General features: G+C 70.0%; 16 protein-coding genes and 1 pseudogene. 15 read left to right on the forward strand and 2 right to left on the reverse strand.

Going from position 1 to position 20,016, the window contains the following annotated elements; genetic code table 11:
* Nucleotides 1-122: 122 nt before the first annotated feature.
* Nucleotides 123-857, reverse strand: coding sequence for a DUF3152 domain-containing protein (locus IG94_RS38580; protein WP_078892290.1), 735 nt, complete (start codon nt 855-857; stop codon nt 123-125).
* A gap of 585 nt (nt 858-1,442) precedes the next feature.
* Here IG94_RS38580 and IG94_RS0113595 point away from each other — a divergent pair.
* The 15 genes from IG94_RS0113595 (at nt 1,443) to recQ (ending at nt 19,844) form a co-directional block, all read left to right on the forward strand.
* Complete coding sequence (locus IG94_RS0113595) at nt 1,443-1,802, forward strand: NADH-quinone oxidoreductase subunit A (RefSeq protein ID WP_003974383.1); 360 nt, start codon at nt 1,443-1,445, stop codon at nt 1,800-1,802.
* Between the two features lie 13 nt (nt 1,803-1,815).
* Complete coding sequence (locus tag IG94_RS0113600) at nt 1,816-2,370, forward strand: NuoB/complex I 20 kDa subunit family protein (protein WP_031035164.1); 555 nt, start codon at nt 1,816-1,818, stop codon at nt 2,368-2,370.
* Nucleotides 2,367-3,122 (forward strand): NADH-quinone oxidoreductase subunit C, encoded by a 756-nt coding sequence (locus IG94_RS0113605; protein ID WP_031035165.1) that lies wholly within the window; start codon nt 2,367-2,369, stop codon nt 3,120-3,122. The genes IG94_RS0113600 and IG94_RS0113605 overlap by 4 nt, the downstream gene beginning before the upstream one ends.
* Nucleotides 3,119-4,441, forward strand: coding sequence for an NADH-quinone oxidoreductase subunit D (locus tag IG94_RS0113610; RefSeq protein ID WP_031035166.1), 1,323 nt, complete (start codon nt 3,119-3,121; stop codon nt 4,439-4,441). Before IG94_RS0113605 ends, IG94_RS0113610 begins: the two co-directional genes overlap by 4 nt.
* Nucleotides 4,438-5,310, forward strand: coding sequence for an NADH-quinone oxidoreductase subunit NuoE (gene nuoE, locus IG94_RS0113615; RefSeq protein ID WP_031035168.1), 873 nt, complete (start codon nt 4,438-4,440; stop codon nt 5,308-5,310). Before IG94_RS0113610 ends, nuoE begins: the two co-directional genes overlap by 4 nt.
* Nucleotides 5,307-6,659 (forward strand): NADH-quinone oxidoreductase subunit NuoF, encoded by a 1,353-nt coding sequence (nuoF, locus tag IG94_RS0113620; RefSeq protein WP_194276441.1) that lies wholly within the window; start codon nt 5,307-5,309, stop codon nt 6,657-6,659. Before nuoE ends, nuoF begins: the two co-directional genes overlap by 4 nt.
* The gene (locus IG94_RS0113625) at nt 6,656-9,160 is read left to right on the forward strand and encodes an NADH-quinone oxidoreductase subunit G (RefSeq protein ID WP_031035170.1); all 2,505 of its coding nucleotides are present in this window, start codon (nt 6,656-6,658) and stop codon (nt 9,158-9,160) included. Before nuoF ends, IG94_RS0113625 begins: the two co-directional genes overlap by 4 nt.
* Nucleotides 9,157-10,542, forward strand: coding sequence for an NADH-quinone oxidoreductase subunit NuoH (gene nuoH, locus IG94_RS0113630; RefSeq protein WP_031035172.1), 1,386 nt, complete (start codon nt 9,157-9,159; stop codon nt 10,540-10,542). The genes IG94_RS0113625 and nuoH overlap by 4 nt, the downstream gene beginning before the upstream one ends.
* Nucleotides 10,543-10,651: 109 nt before the next feature.
* Nucleotides 10,652-11,257, forward strand: coding sequence for an NADH-quinone oxidoreductase subunit NuoI (gene nuoI / locus IG94_RS0113635; protein ID WP_051159445.1), 606 nt, complete (start codon nt 10,652-10,654; stop codon nt 11,255-11,257).
* A complete protein-coding gene (locus tag IG94_RS0113640; RefSeq protein WP_031035174.1) occupies nt 11,254-12,126 on the forward strand; it encodes an NADH-quinone oxidoreductase subunit J in 873 nt (290 codons plus the stop codon). The genes nuoI and IG94_RS0113640 overlap by 4 nt, the downstream gene beginning before the upstream one ends.
* Nucleotides 12,123-12,422: an NADH-quinone oxidoreductase subunit NuoK gene (gene nuoK, locus IG94_RS0113645; RefSeq protein ID WP_006133113.1), complete on the forward strand. Its 300-nt coding sequence runs from the start codon at nt 12,123-12,125 to the stop codon at nt 12,420-12,422. Before IG94_RS0113640 ends, nuoK begins: the two co-directional genes overlap by 4 nt.
* 9 nt (nt 12,423-12,431) lie before the next feature.
* Nucleotides 12,432-14,396 carry an NADH-quinone oxidoreductase subunit L gene (gene nuoL / locus IG94_RS0113650; protein ID WP_031035177.1) on the forward strand — a complete coding sequence of 655 codons (1,965 nt, stop codon included), beginning with the start codon at nt 12,432-12,434 and terminating at the stop codon, nt 14,394-14,396.
* Nucleotides 14,397-14,401: 5 nt separating this feature from the next.
* Entirely contained in the window at nt 14,402-15,973 is a 1,572-nt protein-coding gene (locus IG94_RS0113655) for an NADH-quinone oxidoreductase subunit M (protein ID WP_031035180.1), read from the forward strand.
* Nucleotides 15,970-17,628 (forward strand): NADH-quinone oxidoreductase subunit NuoN, encoded by a 1,659-nt coding sequence (nuoN, locus tag IG94_RS0113660; RefSeq protein ID WP_031035182.1) that lies wholly within the window; start codon nt 15,970-15,972, stop codon nt 17,626-17,628. Before IG94_RS0113655 ends, nuoN begins: the two co-directional genes overlap by 4 nt.
* A 248-nt stretch (nt 17,629-17,876) precedes the next feature.
* Nucleotides 17,877-19,844, forward strand: coding sequence for a DNA helicase RecQ (gene recQ, locus IG94_RS0113665; RefSeq protein WP_031035183.1), 1,968 nt, complete (start codon nt 17,877-17,879; stop codon nt 19,842-19,844).
* A gap of 73 nt (nt 19,845-19,917) precedes the next feature.
* Here the strand turns inward: recQ and IG94_RS41700 are convergent.
* Nucleotides 19,918-20,016: pseudogene (locus IG94_RS41700) on the reverse strand (IS481 family transposase); the annotation flags it as partial.

Here is a 20,016-nt window from a genome sequence, read left to right on the forward strand (position 1 = left end):
GCCAATCCCTGCTCTCATGCGCCTCTCATGGATGTGACGGAGGCCACGCGTCGAGGCGGCGCTGCGACGCGCCGGAGCCGGTGCAGACCGGCGCGTCCGGCGCGGCGGGTGGCCGGGGCGGGTCAGTCGCCCGCCCGGGACTCCTTCACGGGCGGCCCGCCCAGGTACTTCCCCTTGGAGTCGTAGGGCCAGGCGTTGGCTTCGCAGCCGTCGAGTCCGTATATCTGCTGCATCATCGCCGGGGCCGGCTTTCCGCGGCCGGGGCAGCCTTCGTGGCCGTGGCCGATGCGGTGCCCCACCTCGTGATTGATGATCAGGGCGCGGTACTCCGAGGTGGGCCCCGGGAACTCGGGCGACCCCGTGAGCCAGCGTTTGAGGTTGACCACGACCTTGTGCCCGACGTCGCAGTTCAGCTCGCCCTTGGTGTCCAGGTCCCCCTCGGCGCAGATGCGGTCCGCGGTGTCCGGGCTCGCGATGTCGATCACGAAGTCGTACGGCTTCTCGGAGACGAGCTGGAAGGAGTTGGCCCCGTCGGCGGTCCAGCCCCGCTTGTCGGCGAGGATCTTCTCGATCTCCCGGGCCGCCCCGTCGGCCGAGACCCCCGTCTCCTCCTCGACCATGACCGCGAACCGCCGCACCTTGCCTCCGTCGCCGTGCACCTCTCCGGAGGCCCGCGCCGTGTCGAACTCGCCGCTGCCGTGCTGCAGGACGCCCGGGACCGGTCCGCTGTCGGTCACCAGCGGTCTGTCGTCCACTCCGTTCCCGTCGTCGGCGCCGCCGACCGTGCCGCAGGCCGACAGGACGGACGCCGTGGCGAGTGCTGCGAGGGAAAGAGCCAACGATGGGCGGACCGGCATGCTCTTCTCTCCTGACTCTTCTCTTCGCGGTGCGGCTCTCTGCGAGGCGTGACCGGCCGTGCCGTTCGAGGCGCTCTCCTCACTTGCCATGACGCTGAAGCGGCGCGCGAAGTTCACTCCGTGCAAGGGGAGACGGACTTCGTGAACGCGTGCACGTGTTCACGGCGGCCCCCGGCTCGCCTCCAAGAGGTGAACGCGTCCTCTATCAAGCAGGCGCGTCCAGCGCCAATTTGCATGCACGGGAACCATCTTGATATTGAGACGCGCTCCGCTCCGGGTCTCTGGCCTGCGATGACGAGTGAAAATGTCACCTATGGTGATCAGCTGAACGCTTCTTGTGTGAAGATCACCGCTCATCCGACTTCATGATCGTTCGTCAGGTGGTGGAGATCACAAAGCTTGTGCAATACCCCGTGTCGCAGATCACAGAGCGGCGGGCATAAGATGCGAGGCAGTTGGGCTTGTGACCTGCTTCACATGTTCGCGATCTTCGTCGGGACGGGCGGGGCTCGTGGGGCTGTTGGGGCGGTGGTGAGTCCAGTGCAACCGCCAGCAGTCAGTGCCGACTGAGAGGAGCGAGGAGCGGTGAACGCGTATGCGCCCATCCTCGTACTGGGAGCCCTCGGGGCAGGCTTTGCGATCTTCTCCGTGGTGATGGCCACGCTGATCGGTCCGAAGCGGTACAACCGGGCGAAGCTCGAGGCCTACGAGTGCGGCATCGAGCCGACCCCCACGCCGGCCGGCGGCGGGCGCTTCCCCATCAAGTACTACCTGACGGCGATGCTCTTCATCATCTTCGATATCGAGATCGTCTTCCTCTACCCCTGGGCCGTCACCTTCGACGCCCTGGGGATTTTCGGGCTCGTGGAGATGCTGCTCTTCGTGCTCACCGTCTTCGTCGCGTACGCGTACGTATGGCGGCGCGGCGGCCTGGAATGGGACTGAGGGGCTCTTTGACATGGGACTCGAAGAAAAACTGCCGAGCGGCTTCCTGCTGACCACCGTCGAGCAGGCCGCGGGCTGGGTGCGCAAGTCGTCCGTCTTCCCGGCCACGTTCGGCCTCGCCTGCTGTGCCATCGAGATGATGACCACCGGCGCCGGCCGCTACGACCTGGCGCGCTTCGGCATGGAGGTCTTCCGCGGATCGCCGCGGCAGGCGGACCTGATGATCGTCGCGGGCCGGGTCAGCCAGAAGATGGCGCCGGTGCTGCGGCAGGTCTACGACCAGATGCCGAACCCGAAGTGGGTGATCTCCATGGGGGTCTGCGCCTCCTCGGGCGGCATGTTCAACAACTACGCCATCGTCCAGGGCGTCGACCACGTCGTCCCCGTCGACATCTACCTGCCCGGCTGCCCGCCGCGGCCCGAGATGCTGATGGACGCGATCCTCAAGCTCCACCAGAAGATCCAGGGCTCCAAGCTCGGGGTGAACGCGGAGGAAGCGGCCCGCGAGGCGGAGGAGGCGGCGCTCAAGGCCCTGCCCACGATCGAGATGAAGGGGCTGCTGCGGTGAGCGACGCCGACAAGAGCGCGGGTGACGCGGACGGGGTGAACCCCGAGAAGGACCTGTCCGCGGAGAACCTCCCGGGTCAGCGCGGCCAGGGCGGCGAGGAGATCCGCGTCCAGCGCGGCATGTTCGGCGCCAACAACGGCGGCGACACCTCCGGCTACGGCGGCCTGGTCCGCTCCGTCCGGCTGCCCGGACCGGCGAGCAGGCCCTACGGCGGATGGTTCGACGAGGTCGCCGACGAGCTGGAGGGCGCGCTGGAGGAGCAGGGACTGCTGCCCGACAACGCGATCGGGAAGACGGTCGTCGACCGCGACGAACTGACCTTCCACATCGAGCGCGAACACCTGGAACGCGTCGCCCGCACCCTGCGCGACGACCCGGCCCTGCGCTTCGAACTGTGCACCGGCGTCAGCGGCGTCCACTACCCGCACGACAAGGGCCGCGAGCTGCACGCCGTCTACCACCTGCGCTCGATCACCCACAACCGGCTGATCCGCCTGGAGGTCAGCGCGCCCGACAGCGACCCGCACATCCCGTCGCTGTTCGCCGTCTACCCGACCAACGACTGGCACGAGCGCGAGACGTACGACTTCTTCGGCATCGTCTTCGACGGTCACCCGGCCCTGACGCGGATCATGATGCCGGACGACTGGCAGGGCTTTCCGCAGCGCAAGGACTACCCCCTCGGCGGCATCCCCGTCGAGTACAAGGGCGCCCAGATCCCGGCTCCGGACCAGCGGAGGTCGTACTCGTGAGCACTTCCCACGCCTCCCCCAGGGAGACGACCGAAGGCACCGTCTACACGGTCACCGGCGGTGACTGGGACGAGGTCGTCCAGTCCGCCGCCCGCGCCGACGACGAGCGCATCGTCGTCAACATGGGACCGCAGCACCCGTCCACGCACGGCGTGCTCCGCCTCATCCTGGAGATCGACGGCGAGACGGTCACCGAGGCCCGCTGCGGCATCGGCTACCTGCACACCGGCATCGAGAAGAACCTCGAGTACCGGACCTGGACGCAGGGCACCACGTTCGTGACGCGCATGGACTACCTGACGCCGTTCTACAACGAGGCGGCGTACTGCCTGGGCGTCGAGAAGCTCCTCGGCATCGAGGACGACATCCCGGACCGGGCCTCGGTCATCCGGGTCCTGCTGATGGAGCTGAACCGGCTCTCCTCGCACCTGGTGTGCGTCGCCACCGGCGGCATGGAGCTGGGCGCCACCACGGTCATGATCTACGGGTTCCGCGATCGTGAACTGGTTCTCGACATCTTCGAGCTGATCACCGGCCTGCGGATGAACCACGCGTTCATCCGGCCGGGCGGCCTCGCCCAGGACCTGCCGCCGGGCGCGGTGGACCAGATGCGCGAGTTCGTGAAGAAGATGAAGAAGAACCTCCCGGAGTACGACAAGCTGTTCACCGGGAACCCCATCTTCAAGGCCCGCATGCAGGACGTCGGCTACCTCGACCTGGCCGGCTGCATGGCCCTCGGCGCCACCGGACCGGTCCTCAGGTCCGCGGGCCTCCCGCACGACCTGCGCAAGACCCAGCCGTACTGCGGCTACGAGACCTACGACTTCGACGTCCCGACCGCCGACACCTGCGACTCCTACGGCCGCTTCCTGATCCGGCTGGAGGAGATGCGCCAGTCGCTGCGCATCATCGAGCAGTGCCTGGACCGGCTGGAGCCCGGCCCGGTCATGGTCGCCGACAAGAAGATCGCCTGGCCCGCCCAGCTCGCCCTGGGGCCGGACGGCCTCGGCAACTCCCTCGACCACATCAAGAAGATCATGGGCACTTCCATGGAGGCCCTGATCCACCACTTCAAGCTGGTCACCGAGGGTTTCCGCGTGCCACCGGGACAGACGTACGTGGCCGTCGAGTCGCCCAAGGGCGAACTGGGCGTGCACGTCGTCTCCGACGGCGGCACCCGTCCCTTCCGGGTCCACTTCCGCGATCCGTCCTTCACCAACCTGCAGGCCATGGCGGCGATGTGCGAGGGCGGCCAGGTCGCCGACGTCATCGTCGCGGTGGCCTCCATCGACCCCGTGATGGGAGGCGTCGACCGGTGACCACCTCTTCTTCGGAGCGGGGCGTCAGCCTGGGCATGCCGGAACTGCCCGCGCCCGCCTACCCGGACGACGTCCGGGCCCGGCTGGAGACCGACGCGCGCGAGGTCATCGCCCGCTACCCGGACTCCAGGTCCGCCCTCCTGCCGCTGCTGCACCTCGTGCAGTCGCAGGAGGGGCACGTCACGCGCACTGGGATGCAGTTCTGCGCGGACATGCTGGGCCTCACCACCGCCGAGGTCACCGCGGTCGCCACCTTCTACACCATGTACCGGCGCCGGCCGAGCGGCGACTACCAGGTAGGCGTCTGCACCAACACGCTGTGCGCGGTCATGGGCGGCGACGCCATCTTCGAGTCCCTGCAGGAGCACCTGGGCGTCGGCAACGGCGAGACCACCGAGGACGGCAAGGTCACCCTGGAGCACATCGAGTGCAACGCGGCCTGCGACTTCGCCCCCGTGGTGATGGTCAACTGGGAGTTCTTCGACGACCAGACCCCCGCGAGCGCCCGCGGCCTCGTCGACGACCTGCGCGCGGGCCGGCCGGTGACGCCCACGCGCGGGGCGCCGGTGTGCACCTTCAAGGAGACCGCCCGAATCCTGGCGGGCTTCCCCGACGAGCGGGACGGCGCCGTCGCGGCCGGCGGCAGCGCGGGACCCGCCTCCCTGGCCGGGCTGAAGCTGGCCAAGGGCGAGGTGCCCGCCGCACGCGTCGTACACCCGCGGGACGGCGGACCGCACGACGCGCCGCAGGACCGGGACGTGCACGACCCGTCCCCGACGGAACACCTCAGCTCGCACGACGCGCCGCAGGACACATCGGCGTCCGACCCCGCCAACCCGGCAGGGCCTGCCGCCGAGGAGGGGGAGTGATGACCGTGGCAGCCGAGATCAAGGGCAGCAGCCCGGAGAAACTGCTCGCACCCGTGCTGTCGGCCTTCTGGGACGAGGAGGAGTCCTGGACTCTCGACGTCTACCGGAGGCACGAGGGGTACGAGGGGCTCCGCAAGGCGCTGGCCATGGCGCCGGACGACCTGATCGCCTACGTCAAGGAGTCCGGTCTGCGCGGACGCGGTGGCGCCGGGTTCCCGACGGGGATGAAGTGGCAGTTCATTCCGCAGGGGGACGGCAAGCCTCACTATCTTGTTGTCAACGCCGACGAATCGGAGCCGGGGACCTGCAAGGACATCCCGCTCCTCTTCGCGAACCCGCACAGCCTCATCGAGGGCATCGTCATCGCGTGTTACGCCATCAGGTCTTCGCACGCCTTCATCTACCTGCGCGGTGAAGTCGTCCCAGTGCTGCGGCGACTGCACGAGGCCGTGCGCGAGGCCCGTGAGGCCGGCTTCCTCGGCGAGAACATCCTGGGCAGCGGGCTCGACCTGGAACTCACCGTGCACGCCGGCGCCGGCGCGTACATCTGCGGTGAGGAGACCGCACTGCTCGACTCGCTCGAAGGCCGCCGGGGTCAACCGCGGCTCCGTCCCCCCTTCCCTGCCGTCGCGGGCCTCTACGCGTGCCCGACTGTGGTGAACAACGTCGAATCGATCGCTTCGGTTCCCGCGATCCTCAACAGGGGCAAAGACTGGTTCCGGTCGATGGGCAGCGAGAAGTCCCCGGGCTTCACGCTCTACTCCCTCAGCGGCCACGTCGCGGGCCCCGGCCAGTACGAGGCACCGCTCGGCATCACGCTGCGCCAGCTCCTCGACATGAGCGGCGGCATGCGACCCGGCCACCGCCTCAAGTTCTGGACGCCCGGCGGCTCCTCGACGCCGATGTTCACCGACGAGCACCTCGACGTCCCCCTCGACTACGAGGGAGTGGGCGCCGCCGGTTCCATGCTCGGCACGAAGGCGCTCCAGTGCTTCGACGAGACGACCTGCGTCGTGCGCGCCGTCACCCGCTGGACCGAGTTCTACGCCCACGAGTCCTGCGGCAAGTGCACACCCTGCCGCGAAGGCACGTACTGGCTCGTCCAGTTGCTGCGCGACATCGAGGCGGGCAAGGGACAGATGTCCGACCTCGACAAGCTGAACGACATCGCCGACAACATCAACGGCAAGTCCTTCTGCGCCCTCGGCGACGGTGCCGCCTCGCCGATCTTCTCCTCGCTGAAGTACTTCCGCGAGGAGTACGAGGAGCACATCACGGGCCGCGGCTGCCCCTTCGACCCGGCCAGGTCGACGGCCTGGGCCGACCACCGTACGGAGGTGAACGCATGACTGTGACCACCAGCGCTCCCTCCGGCGGGGGAGAGGCGGCGGTCCCGCCGGAGGACCTCGTCTCGCTGACGATCGACGGCGCCGAGATCAGCGTGCCCAAGGGCACCCTGGTCATCCGGGCCGCCGAGCAGCTCGGCATCGAGATCCCCCGGTTCTGCGACCACCCCCTCCTCGACCCGGCCGGCGCCTGCCGCCAGTGCATCGTCGAGGTCGAGGGCCAGCGCAAGCCGATGGCGTCCTGCACCATCACCTGCACCGACGGGATGGTGGTGAAGACCCAGCTCACCTCGCCCGTCGCCGAGAAGGCCCAGCACGGCGTGATGGAGCTGCTGCTCATCAACCACCCGCTGGACTGCCCGGTCTGCGACAAGGGCGGCGAGTGCCCCCTGCAGAACCAGGCGATGTCGCACGGCCAGGCCGACTCCCGCTTCGAGGGCAGGAAGCGGACCTACGAGAAGCCGGTGCCGATCTCCACGCAGGTGCTGCTCGACCGCGAGCGCTGCGTGCTGTGCGCCCGCTGCACCCGGTTCTCCAACCAGGTCGCGGGCGACCCGATGATCGAGCTGATCGAGCGCGGCGCGCTCCAGCAGGTCGGCACCGGCGAGGGCGACCCCTTCGAGTCGTACTTCTCCGGCAACACCATCCAGATCTGCCCGGTCGGCGCGCTCACCTCGGCGGCCTACCGGTTCCGCTCCCGGCCCTTCGACCTGATCTCCTCGCCGTCCGTGTGCGAACACTGCTCCGGCGGCTGCGCGACCCGCACCGACCACCGGCGCGGCAAGGTCATGCGGCGCCTTGCGGCCAACGAGCCCGAGGTCAACGAGGAGTGGATCTGCGACAAGGGGCGCTTCGGGTTCCGGTACGCCCAGCAGCGGGACCGGCTCACCACCCCGCTGGTGCGCAGCCCGGAGGGCGACCTGCAGCCGGCCTCCTGGCCCGAGGCCCTGCAGATCGCCGCCCAGGGGCTGCTGGCCTCCAGGGGCCGCACCGGCGTCCTGACCGGCGGGCGGCTGACCGTCGAGGACGCCTACGCGTACAGCAAGTTCGCGCGCGTGGCGCTCGAAACCAACGACATCGACTTCCGCGCGCGCGTGCACAGCGCCGAGGAGGCCGACTTCCTGGCCGCCCGGATCGCCGGACGCGGCCGGGACCTCGACGGTAAGGGTGTCACCTACACCGCGCTGGAGAAGGCGCCCGCCGTCCTGCTGGTCGGCTTCGAGGCCGAGGAGGAGGCGCCCGGAGTCTTCCTCCGGCTGCGCAAGGCCTGGCGCAAGCACGGGCAGAAGGTCTTCGCCCTGGCCACGCACGCCACGCGGGGCCTGGAGAAGGCGGGCGGCACCCTGCTCCCCGCCGCCCCCGGCACCGAGACCGAGTGGCTGGACGCCCTCGCGAGCGGCGTCGGCCTGGAGGAGGGCGGCGCCCAGGCGGCCGAGGCACTGCGCGCCGAGGGTTCCGTGATCGTCGTCGGCGAGCGGCTGGCGTCCGTGGCCGGCGGTCTCACCTCCGCCGTACGCACCTCCGCCGCGACCGGCGCCCGCCTGGCGTGGATCCCGCGCCGGGCCGGGGAGCGCGGCGCGATCGAGGCGGGCGCGCTGCCGTCGCTGCTGCCCGGCGGACGCCCGGCGACCGACCCCCGCGCGCGTGAGGAGGTCGCCACCCTGTGGGGCCTGGCCGACCTTCCGCACCGCTACGGCCGCGACACCGGCGAGATCGTCGAGGCCGCGGCCCGGGGCGAACTGCAGGCGCTGCTGGTGGCGGGCGTCGAGGTCGCCGACCTGCCCGACCCCACGCGCGCGCGTGCGGCACTCGACGAGGCCGGTTTCGTGGTGTCGCTGGAGCTGCGGCCCAGCGAGGTCACCGAGCGCGCCGACGTGGTCCTGCCCGTCGCCGCGGTCGCCGAGAAGCCCGGCACGTTCCTCAACTGGGAAGGCAGGGCGCGTCTGTTCGAGGCCGCGCTCAAGCCGGACCAGATGACCCGCCGCCTCGCGCCCGCCGACGCCCGCGTCCTGCAGATGCTGGCCGACGCCATGGACGTACACCTCGGCCTGCCGGACCTGCGCACCACGCGCGCGGAGATCGACCGGCTCGGCGCCTGGGACGGGCCGCGGGCCGGTGAGCCGCTGCAGACCGCGAGCGCGCTGCCCCGGCCGGCCGCCGGAGAGGCCGTACTGGCCGGGCACCGCCTGCTGCTCGACCGGGGCCTGCTCCAGCAGGGCGACGAGGCGCTCGCCGGCACCCGGCACGCCGCACGCGCGCGCGTGTCGGCCGCCACGGCCGCCGAGGCCGGGGTCAAGGACGGCGACGTCCTCGCCGTGACCGGTCCCGGCGGAGCCGTCGAACTGCCGCTCCAGGTGACCGAGATGCCCGACCGGGTGGTCTGGCTCCCGCTGAACTCGGCCGGCTCCGGTGTCGCCTCCGACGCCGGTGCGCTGCCCGGCACCCTCGTCCGCATCGGTCCGGCGACCTCCGCCGGCGAGGCCCCCAAGGAGGTGGAGGCATGAGCCCGCACCTCGCCGCTGAAGACCTCTCGATGTTCGGCACCGACCCCTGGTGGCTGGTCGTCGTCAAGGCGGTGTTCTGCTTCGCCTTCCTGATGGTGACGGTGCTGTTCGCCATCGTGTGGGAGCGCAAGGTCGTCGCCTGGATGCAGCTGCGCATCGGCCCGAACCGGCACGGCCCCTGGGGCCTGCTCCAGTCGCTCGCCGACGGCATCAAGCTGATGCTCAAGGAAGACGTCATCGTCAAACGCGCCGACAAGGCGGTGTACGTCCTCGCCCCGGTCGTCGCGGCCGTCCCGGCCTTCATGGCGATCGCGGTGATCCCCTTCGGACCGGCCGGCAACGAGATCTCGATCTTCGGCCACCGCACCGCCATGCAGCTCACCGACCTGCCGATCGCGATGCTGTTCATCCTGGCCGTCGCCTCGGTCGGCATCTACGGCATCGTGCTGGCCGGCTGGAGCTCGGGCTCGACGTACCCGCTGCTCGGCGGACTGCGCTCCTGCGCGCAGATGATCTCCTACGAGATCGCGATGGGCGCCGCGTTCGCCTCGGTCTTCCTCTACTCCGGCTCGATGTCCACCTCGGAGATCGTCGCCCAGCAGAACGACCGCTGGTACATCGTGCTGCTGCCGGTCTCCTTCATCCTCTACATCGTCACGATGGTCGGCGAGACCAACCGCGCCCCCTTCGACATGCCCGAGTCCGAGGGCGACCTGGTGGGCGGCTTCAACACCGAGTACTCGTCGATCAAGTTCGCGATGTTCATGCTCGCCGAGTACGTGAACATGGTGACGGTCTCGGCGGTCGCCACCACGCTGTTCCTCGGCGGCTGGCGGGCTCCCTGGCCGATCAGCACCTTCTGGGAGGGCGCCAACCACGGCTGGTGGCCGCTGCTCTGGTTCGTGGTCAAGGTCCAGCTGCTGCTGTTCTTCTTCATCTGGCTGCGCGGCACCCTGCCCCGGGTCCGCTACGACCAGCTGATGAAGCTCGGCTGGAAGGTCCTCATCCCGGTCTCCCTGGTCTGGCTGATGTGCGTCGCCACCGTGCGGGCCCTCAGGAACGAGGGCTACGACTTCACGGACATCGCCCTCTACATCGCCGGCGGCGTGCTGGTCCTGCTGCTGTTGTCCTTCCTCGCGGACATGTTCCGCGACAAGGGCGACAAGGGCGCGGAGGCCGACCGGGCCGACGAGGACCGGGCCGCCTTCGACCCGATGGCCGGCGGATTCCCCGTACCGCCCCTGCCCGGGCAGCAGTTGCCGCCGGTGCCCAGGCGCCGCCCCCGCCGGGAGCGGGAGCTGATTGTCAGTGGTGGGCCCGATACTCGGAGTGACGGACCTGTGAGCGGATCTACGGATGGAAAGGAGGCGTCCGATGGCTGAGGGACACAAGAAGAACGCAGAGCACGCGGGACACGCGGAACACGTGGAGAACCAGCGGGACAAGGGGCACAAGGAACCCGTGCAACCCAAGGGGACCGATCCCGGTTTCATGAACCCCGTGGCCGGCTTCGGCGTGACCTTCAAGGCCATGTTCAAGAAGCGGCTGACCGAGCAGTACCCGGAGCAGAAGAAGACCACCGCTCCCCGCTTCCACGGACGGCACCAGCTCAACCGCCATCCGGACGGCCTGGAGAAGTGCGTCGGCTGCGAGCTGTGCGCCTGGGCCTGCCCCGCCGACGCGATCTACGTCGAGGGCGCGGACAACACCGACGAGGAGCGCTACTCGCCGGGCGAGCGCTACGGCCGCGTCTACCAGATCAACTACGCCCGCTGCATCCTGTGCGGCCTGTGCATCGAGGCGTGCCCCACGCGCGCGCTGACGATGACCAACGAGTTCGAGCTGGCCGACTCCAGCCGTGCCAACCTCATCTTCACCAAGGACCAGCTGCTCGCCGGCCTGGAGGAGGGCATGGTCGACTCGCCGCACGCCATCTACCCGGGCACGGACGAGCAGGACTACTACCGGGGCCTGGTGACCGAGGCCGCGCCCGGCACGGTCCAGCAGGCGGCCCACTCCGAGGGAGAGGTCGTCCAGGAGGCCGAGTCCACCTTCGGTCCCGAGGAACCGGCGTCCGAGGAGGTGATCCGCCGATGAGCGCGCAGCTCGCGGCGGCGATGACGCTCTCCGCCGGCACCTCCACCGGGGAGGCCGTCCAGTTCTGGATCCTCGGCACGGTCGCGGTGATCGGCGCCCTGTGCACCGTCTTCATGAAGAAGGCCGTGCACAGCGCGCTCTGCCTCGCCGGAACCATGATCGTCCTGGCGGTGTTCTACCTCGCCAACGGCGCCTACTTCCTCGGCATCGTGCAGATCGTCGTCTACACCGGCGCCATCATGATGCTGTTCCTGTTCGTGGTGATGCTCGTCGGCGTCACCGCGGCGGACTCCCTGAAGGAGACCATCAAGGGCCAGCGCTGGCTGGCCCTGCTGTCCGGGCTCGGCTTCGGCATCCTCCTGGTCGGGGGCATCGGCAACGCCTCCGTCGGCGAGTTCACCGGCCTCGGCCAGGCGAACGCGAACGGCAACGTGGAGGGCCTGGCGTCCCTCATCTTCACCAAGTACGTCTTCGCCTTCGAGATCACCGGCGCGCTGCTCATCACGGCCGCCGTCGGCGCCATGGTGCTCACCCACCGCGAGCGCACCGAGCGGGCGGCGACCCAGCGCGAGCTGTCCGAGAAGCGTCTGCGCGAGGGCAAGTACCTGCCGCCGCTGCCCGCACCCGGCGTCTACGCCCGGCACAACGCGGTCGACATCGCCGGCCTGCTGCCCGACGGCACCCCGTCCGAGCTGACCGTCAGCAAGACGCTGCGCGAGCGGGGCCAGATCCGGGACGTGTCCATGGAGGCGCTGGGCGACCTGAAGGCGCTGGAACAGCGGGCCGGGGAGCGCCTGGAGCGCGGGATGCCGGCTCCGGCGGACTCCGAGGGGTCCGGCGCCAAGAGGTCCGAGGAGGCGTCGAAGTGAACCCGGTCAACTACCTGTATCTCGCGGCCCTGCTCTTCACGATCGGCGCCACGGGCGTGCTGATCCGGCGCAACGCGATCGTGGTCTTCATGTGCGTCGAGCTGATGCTCAACGCCTGCAACCTCGCGTTCGTCGCCTTCTCCCGGCTGCACGGAAACCTGGACGGGCAGATCATCGCCTTCTTCACGATGGTCGTCGCCGCCGCGGAGGTCGTGGTCGGACTCGCGATCATCGTGTCCCTGTTCCGTTCCCGCCACTCGGCCTCGGTCGACGACGCCAGCCTGATGAAGCTGTGAGGGGCTGAAGTGGAGAACCTGATTGCGCTGCTGGTGGCGGCGCCCCTGCTCGGAGCTGTGGTCCTGCTGTGCGGCGGACGCCGGCTGGACGCCGTCGGCCACTGGATCGGCACGCTGCTGGCCGCCGTGTCCTTCGTGATCGGCGCCGTGCTCTTCGCCGACCTGCTCGGCAGCGGCGCCGAGGACCGGACCCTGACGCAGCACCTGTTCAGCTGGATCCCGGTGGAGGGGTTCCAGGCCGACGTCGCCTTCCGGCTCGACCAGCTGTCGATGACGTTCGTCCTGCTGATCACCGGCGTCGGCTCGCTCATCCACCTGTACTCGGTCGCGTACATGGAGCACGACGAGCGGCGCCGCCGCTTCTTCGGCTACCTGAACCTGTTCCTCGCGGCGATGCTGATCCTCGTCCTCGCCGACAACTACCTGCTGCTGTACGTCGGCTGGGAGGGCGTCGGTCTCGCCTCCTACCTGCTGATCGGCTTCTGGCAGCACAAGCCCAGCGCCGCCACGGCCGCGAAGAAGGCCTTCCTGGTCAACCGCGTCGGCGACATGGGCCTGTCCATCGCGATCATGCTGATGTTCCTGTGGTTCGGCACCTTCGCCTTCGGGCCGGTGCTCGGCGGCCACGGGGAGGCCGGACTCGCGAGCGGGGCGGACGAGGGCAAGCTCACCGCGATCGCCCTGATGCTGCTGCTCGCCGCCTGCGGCAAGTCCGCCCAGGTGCCGCTGCAGTCCTGGCTCGGTGACGCGATGGAGGGCCCGACCCCGGTCTCGGCCCTCATCCACGCCGCGACCATGGTGACGGCGGGCGTGTACCTGATCGTCCGGTCCGGCGCGATCTTCAACGGCGCGCCGGACGCCCAGCTGGTGGTCACCATCGTCGGCGCGGTCACGCTGCTCTTCGGTGCGATCGTCGGTTGCGCCAAGGACGACATCAAGAAGGCGCTGGCCGGCTCGACGATGTCGCAGATCGGCTACATGGTGCTTGCCGCGGGCCTCGGCCCGATCGGCTACGTCTTCGCGATCATGCACCTGGTGACGCACGGCTTCTTCAAGGCCGGGCTGTTCCTCGGCGCCGGCTCCGTCATGCACGGCATGAACGACGAGGTCGACATGCGCCGCTACGGCGGACTGCGCAAGTACATGCCGGTCACCTTCGTCACCTTCGGCCTCGGCTACCTCGCCATCATCGGCTTCCCGGGCCTGTCCGGCTTCTTCTCCAAGGACAAGATCATCGAGGCGGCGTTCGCCAAGGGCGGCACTGAGGGCTGGATCCTCGGCGCCTGCGCCCTGCTGGGCGCGGCCCTCACGGCGTACTACATGACGCGCGTGATGCTGATGACGTTCTTCGGCGAGGAGCGCTGGCGCAACGCCCCGACGCCGTCGCCCGCCAAGCCCGACGTGGAGCCCGCCGCCGAGACCCGCGGCACGTACGAACCGCCGCACCCGCACGAGTCGCCGGGCCTCATGACCATCCCGATGATCGTGCTGGCCGTCGGATCGGTCGCGGGCGGTGCCTTCTTCAGCATCGGCGACCGCTTCCTGCACTGGCTGGAGCCCATCACCGGGCACGACCACGGGCACGCGCCGATCAGCGCGGGGGTGGTCACGGGGGCGACGGTGGTCTGCATGGTCGTCGGCGTCGCGATCGCCTGGGCGCAGTACGGGCGCCGCCCGGTCCCGGCCGTCGCCCCGCGCGGGTCGCTGCTCACCCGGGCCGCCCGCCGCGACCTGCTGCAGGACGACTTCAACCACGTCGTCCTGGTCCGCGGCGGCGAGCACCTCACGCGGTCCCTGGTCTACGTCGACCACACCCTGGTCGACGGAGTCGTCAACGGCACGGCGGCCTCGGTCGGCGGCCTGTCCGGGCGGATGCGCAAGCTGCAGAACGGCTTCGCGCGCTCGTACGCGGTCTCGATGTTCGGCGGTGCGGCGCTCCTCGTCGCCGCGACCCTGCTGATGAGGGCGGTCTGATACCGATGTCCTTTCCCCTGCTGACAGTCACGGCGGCCCTCCCGGCCGTCGGGGCGATCGCCACGGCCGCCGTGCCGGCCGCGCGACGCACCGCGGCCAAGTGGCTGGCGCTGCTGGTCTCGCTGGCCACGCTCGCGCTGGCGGTCACGGTCCTGGTCCGCTTCGACCCCGGTGGCGACCGCTACCAGCTCACCGAGTCCCACTCCTGGATCGCCGACTTCGGCGTCCGGTACGAACTGGGCGTGGACGGCATCGCGGTGGCGCTGATCGCGCTGACCGCGCTGCTGATCCCGTTCATCATCCTCGCGGGCTGGCACGACGCCGATCCGCTGGAGACCGGCAGCAGCCGGTGGCGGCCGACGCAGGGCTTCTTCGCCCTGATCCTGGCCGTCGAGGCGATGGTGATCATCTCCTTCGAGGCCACCGACGTCTTCCTCTTCTACATCTTCTTCGAAGCCATGCTGATCCCGCTGTACTTCCTGATCGGCGGCTTCGGGGACCGGGCCCACCAGCACGGCGAGAAGACGGCGGCGACCCAGCGGTCCTACGCCGCCGTGAAGTTCCTGCTCTACAACCTGGCCGGCGGCCTGATCATGCTGGCCGCGGTGATCGGTCTCTACGTGGTCGCCGGGAACTTCTCGCTCACGGAGATCGCCCAGGCCCGGGCGAGCGGTGAGCTGGACATGGCGACCAGCACCGAGCGCTGGCTCTTCCTCGGCTTCTTCTTCGCCTTCGCGGTGAAGGCGCCGCTGTTCCCGCTGCACACCTGGCTGCCCAACGCCATGGGGGAGTCGACCGCGCCGGTCGCCGTGCTCATCACGGCGGTCGTCGACAAGGTCGGCACCTTCGCGATGCTCCGCTTCTGCCTCCAGCTCTTCCCGGAGGCCAGCAAGTGGGCGACGCCGGTCGTCCTGGTCCTGGCGGTCGTCAGCATCATCTACGGGGCGCTGCTGGCGGTCGGCCAGCGCGACATCAAGCGGCTGATCGCCTACGCGTCGATCTCGCACTTCGGCTTCATCATCATGGGCATCTTCGCGATGACCAGCCAGGGCCAGTCCGGCGCCACGCTGTACATGGTCAACCACGGCATCTCGACCGCCGTGCTGATGCTGATCGCCGGGTTCCTGATCTCGCGGCGCGGCTCGCGGCTCATCGCCGACTTCGGCGGTGTGCAGAAGGTCGCCCCGGTGCTCGCCGGCACGTTCCTGATCGGCGGCCTCGCGACCCTGTCGCTGCCGGGCCTGGCGCCCTTCGTCAGTGAGTTCCTGGTCCTGGTCGGCACGTTCACGCGGTATCCGGTGATCGGCATCATCGCCACGCTGGGCATCGTCCTCGCCGCGCTCTACACCCTCGTCCTCTACCAGCGGACGATGACGGGCCCGGTGAAACCCGAGGTGTCGGCCATGCCCGACCTGCGGGTGCGGGAGCTGGTGGTCGTGGCGCCGCTGGTGGCGCTGCTGATCTTCCTGGGCGTCTTCCCGAAGCCCGTCACGGACATCGTCAACCCCGCGGTGGAGCAGACCATGTCCGACGTACACAAGAAGGACCCCCAGCCTGAGGTGGAGGCGGCCAAGTGAGCGCAACAGCCGTCCACAGCCTGTGGACAACGGCGGCGACGGCAGCCGACCCGATCGGCAGGATCGACGCGCCGAAGATCGAGTACGGCCAGCTGGCGCCCACCCTGATCATCATCGGCGCGGCGGTCGTCGGGATCCTGGTCGAGGCCTTCGTGCCGCGCCGCGCCCGCTACTACGCGCAGATGTTCCTCTCCGTCGTCGCGCTGATCGCCGCCTTCGCCGCGGTCGTCGCGCTGGCGGCGGGCGGATACGGCACGACCAAGGCGGGCATCGCGGCCATGGGCGCGATCGCCGTCGACGGGCCCGCCCTCTTCCTGCAGGGCACCATCCTGCTGGTGGCGCTGGTCGGCCTGTTCACCTTCGCCGAGCGGCGGCTCGACCCGGAGGCCCACGGCAGCCGCGTCGACTCCTTCGCCGCGCAGGCCGCCGCCGTACCCGGCAGCGAGAGCGAGCAGAAGGCGGTCAAGGCCGGCTTCACCACCACGGAGGTGTTCCCGCTCCTGCTCTTCGCGGTCGCCGGCATGCTGGTCTTCCCGGCGGCCAACGACCTGCTGACGCTCTTCGTGGCCCTGGAGGTCCTCTCCCTCCCGCTCTACCTGCTGTGCGCGCTGGCCCGCCGCAAGCGGCTCATGTCGCAGGAGGCGGCGGTCAAGTACTTCCTCCTCGGCGCGTTCGCCTCGGCCTTCACCCTGTTCGGCATCGCCCTGCTCTACGGCTACGCGGGCTCCATGTCGTACGGCACGATCGCGCAGGTCGTCGACGGCACCGTGCCGACCGTGACGCCGGCGCTCGCCGACACCATGGGCAACGACGCGCTGCTGCTCGTCGGCTCCGCGCTGCTCGTCATGGGCCTGCTGTTCAAGGTGGGCGCGGTGCCGTTCCACATGTGGACGCCGGACGTGTACCAGGGCGCGCCGACGCCGGTGACCGGGTTCATGGCGGCGGCGACCAAGGTGGCCGCCTTCGGCGCCCTGCTCCGCATCCTCTACGTCGTGCTGCCGGGCCTGCGCTGGGACTGGCGGCCGGTGATGTGGGCGGTGGCGATCGTCACCATGCTGGCCGGCGCGATCGTCGCGATCACCCAGACCGACATCAAGCGCCTGCTGGCGTACTCGTCGATCGCGCACGCCGGCTTCATCCTCGCCGGTGTCATCGCGACCACGCCGGAGGGCATCTCGTCCGTCCTCTTCTACCTGGCCGCGTACTCCTTCGTCACCATCGGCGCCTTCGCGGTGGTGACGCTGGTGCGCGACGCGGGCGGCGAGGCGACGCACCTGTCGAAGTGGGCCGGGCTCGGCCGCAGGTCGCCGCTGGTCGCGGCCGTGTTCGCGGTGTTCCTGCTGGCCTTCGCCGGCATCCCGCTGACCTCCGGGTTCTCCGGCAAGTTCGCCGTCTTCAAGGCGGCCGCGGAGGGCGGCGCGGCCCCGCTGGTCGTGATCGGTGTGATCTCGTCGGCGATCGCCGCGTTCTTCTACATCCGGGTGATCGTGCTCATGTTCTTCAGCGAGCCGCGCCCGGAGGGACCGACGGTCGCGGTGCCGTCCCCGCTGACGATGACGGCGATCGGCGTCGGCGTGGCGGTCACGGTGGTGCTCGGCGTGGCGCCGCAGTACTTCCTCGACCTGGCCGGCCAGGCGGGAGTGTTCGTACGCTGACGCGGCGCCCGCAGCTTCGGGGCTGTGGCCCGGCACCCTTTTCGCAGGGTGCCGGGCCACAGCCTTCGGCGCAGCACCCGCACGTCTGTGACGGGTGAACCCTGTGGACAACTCCGAGGCTGTCGGTGCGGGCCCCTATCGTTGATGCAGTGGCCGGGGCAGGACGGGCCGGACAGACGTGAGTGACCGGACGGGCGAGGCAGTACGTACGGGGACCAGAGGATGGGCGGGACGGCGTGATCGGCGAGATGGCAGAGACGGCGCAGGTGGGGGACGGGGGCAGCGAGGCACTGGCCACGCTGCACCGGGTCTTCGGGTACGAGGCGTTCCGCGGCGAGCAGGAAGCGGTCGTCGACCACGTGGTGGCCGGCGGCGACGCCGTCGTACTCATGCCGACCGGCGGCGGCAAGTCCCTGTGCTACCAGATTCCGTCCCTGGTCAGGCCCGGCACGGGCATCGTGGTCTCGCCGCTGATCGCGCTGATGCAGGACCAGGTCGACGCCCTGCGGGCGCTCGGCGTGCGCGCCGGGTTCATGAACTCCACGCAGGACTTCGACGAGCGGCGCGTGGTGGAGGCCGAGTTCCTCGCCGGAGAGCTGGACCTGCTGTACCTGGCGCCCGAGCGGCTGCGCCTGGAGGGCACGCTCGACCTGCTCTCGCGCGGCAAGATCTCCCTCTTCGCCATCGACGAGGCGCACTGCGTCTCGCAGTGGGGCCACGACTTCCGGCCCGACTACCTCGCTCTGTCGCTGCTCGGCGAGCGCTGGCCGGACGTGCCCCGCCTCGCGCTCACGGCGACGGCCACGCACGCCACCCACCGCGAGATCACCGAGCGGCTGAACATGCCGTCGGCACGGCACTTCGTGGCCAGCTTCGACCGGCCGAACATCCAGTACCGGATCGTGTCGAAGACCGACCCCAAGAAGCAGTTGCTGAGCTTCCTGCGCGAGGAGCACCCGGGCGACGCGGGCATCGTCTACTGCCTCTCGCGCAACTCGGTGGAGAAGACCGCCGAGTTCCTCTCGCGCAACGGCGTCGAGGCCGTCCCGTACCACGCGGGCCTGGACGCGGGCACCCGCGCGGCACACCAGTCGAGGTTCCTGCGCGAGGAGGGCCTGGTCGTCGTGGCGACCATCGCCTTCGGCATGGGCATCGACAAGCCCGACGTACGCTTCGTCGCCCACCTCGACCTGCCCAAGTCCGTCGAGGGCTACTACCAGGAGACCGGCCGCGCGGGCCGGGACGGACTGCCCTCGACGGCCTGGATGGCGTACGGACTCAACGACGTCATACAGCAGCGCAAACTGATCCAGTCCGGCGAGGGCGACGAGGCGTTCCGCCGCCGGGCCCAGTCCCACCTGGACGCCATGCTGGCCCTGTGCGAGACCGTCCACTGCCGCCGCGGCCAGCTCCTGGCCTACTTCGGACAGGATCCGGACCCGGCCGGCTGCGGCAACTGCGACTCCTGCCTGACCCCGCCCGAGACCTGGGACGGCACGGTGGCGGCGCAGAAGGTGCTGTCGACGGTGGTGCGGCTGAAGCGGGAGCGCGGACAGAAGTTCGGCGCCGGACAGATCATCGACATCCTGCTCGGCAAGCGCACCGCCAAGGTCATCCAGTTCGACCACGACCAGCTCTCCGTGTTCGGCATCGGCGAGGAACTGACCGAGACCGAGTGGCGCGGCGTCGCCCGGCAGCTGCTGGCCCAGGGACTGCTCGCCGTCGAGGGGGAGTACGGCACGCTGGTGCTGACCGAGGCCAGCGGGACGGTGCTGCGGCGCGAGCGAGAGGTCCCGCTGCGCAAGGAGCCCAAGAAGCCCGCCACGGCCAGGTCGGCGGGCGGCGGTCGCGGCGAGCGCAAGGCCAAGGCGGCGGCGGCCGAGCTGCCCGCGGAACTGGCCCCCGCCTTCGAGGCGCTGCGCGCCTGGCGCGCGGAACAGGCCCGTGAGCAGGGCGTACCGGCGTACGTCATCTTCCACGACGCCACCCTCCGGGAGATCGCCACCGTGTGGCCCACCTCGGTCGGGCAGCTCGGGGGCATCAGCGGGGTGGGCGAGAAGAAGCTGGCGACGTACGGGGAGGGCGTGGTGGCGGTGCTGGCGGGACTGGAGGGGCCGTCCGCCGCCTCGACGCCCGCGGCCGGCCCGGGCGCCGGGCCCGCGCCCCACTCCGGCGAGGACGACTGGCCCGAGCAGGAGCCCGAGGACTGGGAGTAGAGCGGGAGGGGGGGGAAGAGCAGGACGGCAGCCGTCCCGTTCCGGTCCGTCCCGCCGCCCGGGCGGGGCGGCTGGTGTACTGACTCGTGAGGTTGGGGACGCGGCTGGCGGGTGGTTGCCCTTTCAGCGCGGTGTGTCCGCGGTGGTGATTGTAGGTATGCAGCCATTGCGG

The organism is Streptomyces olivaceus (genome assembly GCF_000721235.1).
In the GTDB taxonomy this organism is placed as follows: domain Bacteria; phylum Actinomycetota; class Actinomycetes; order Streptomycetales; family Streptomycetaceae; genus Streptomyces; species Streptomyces olivaceus.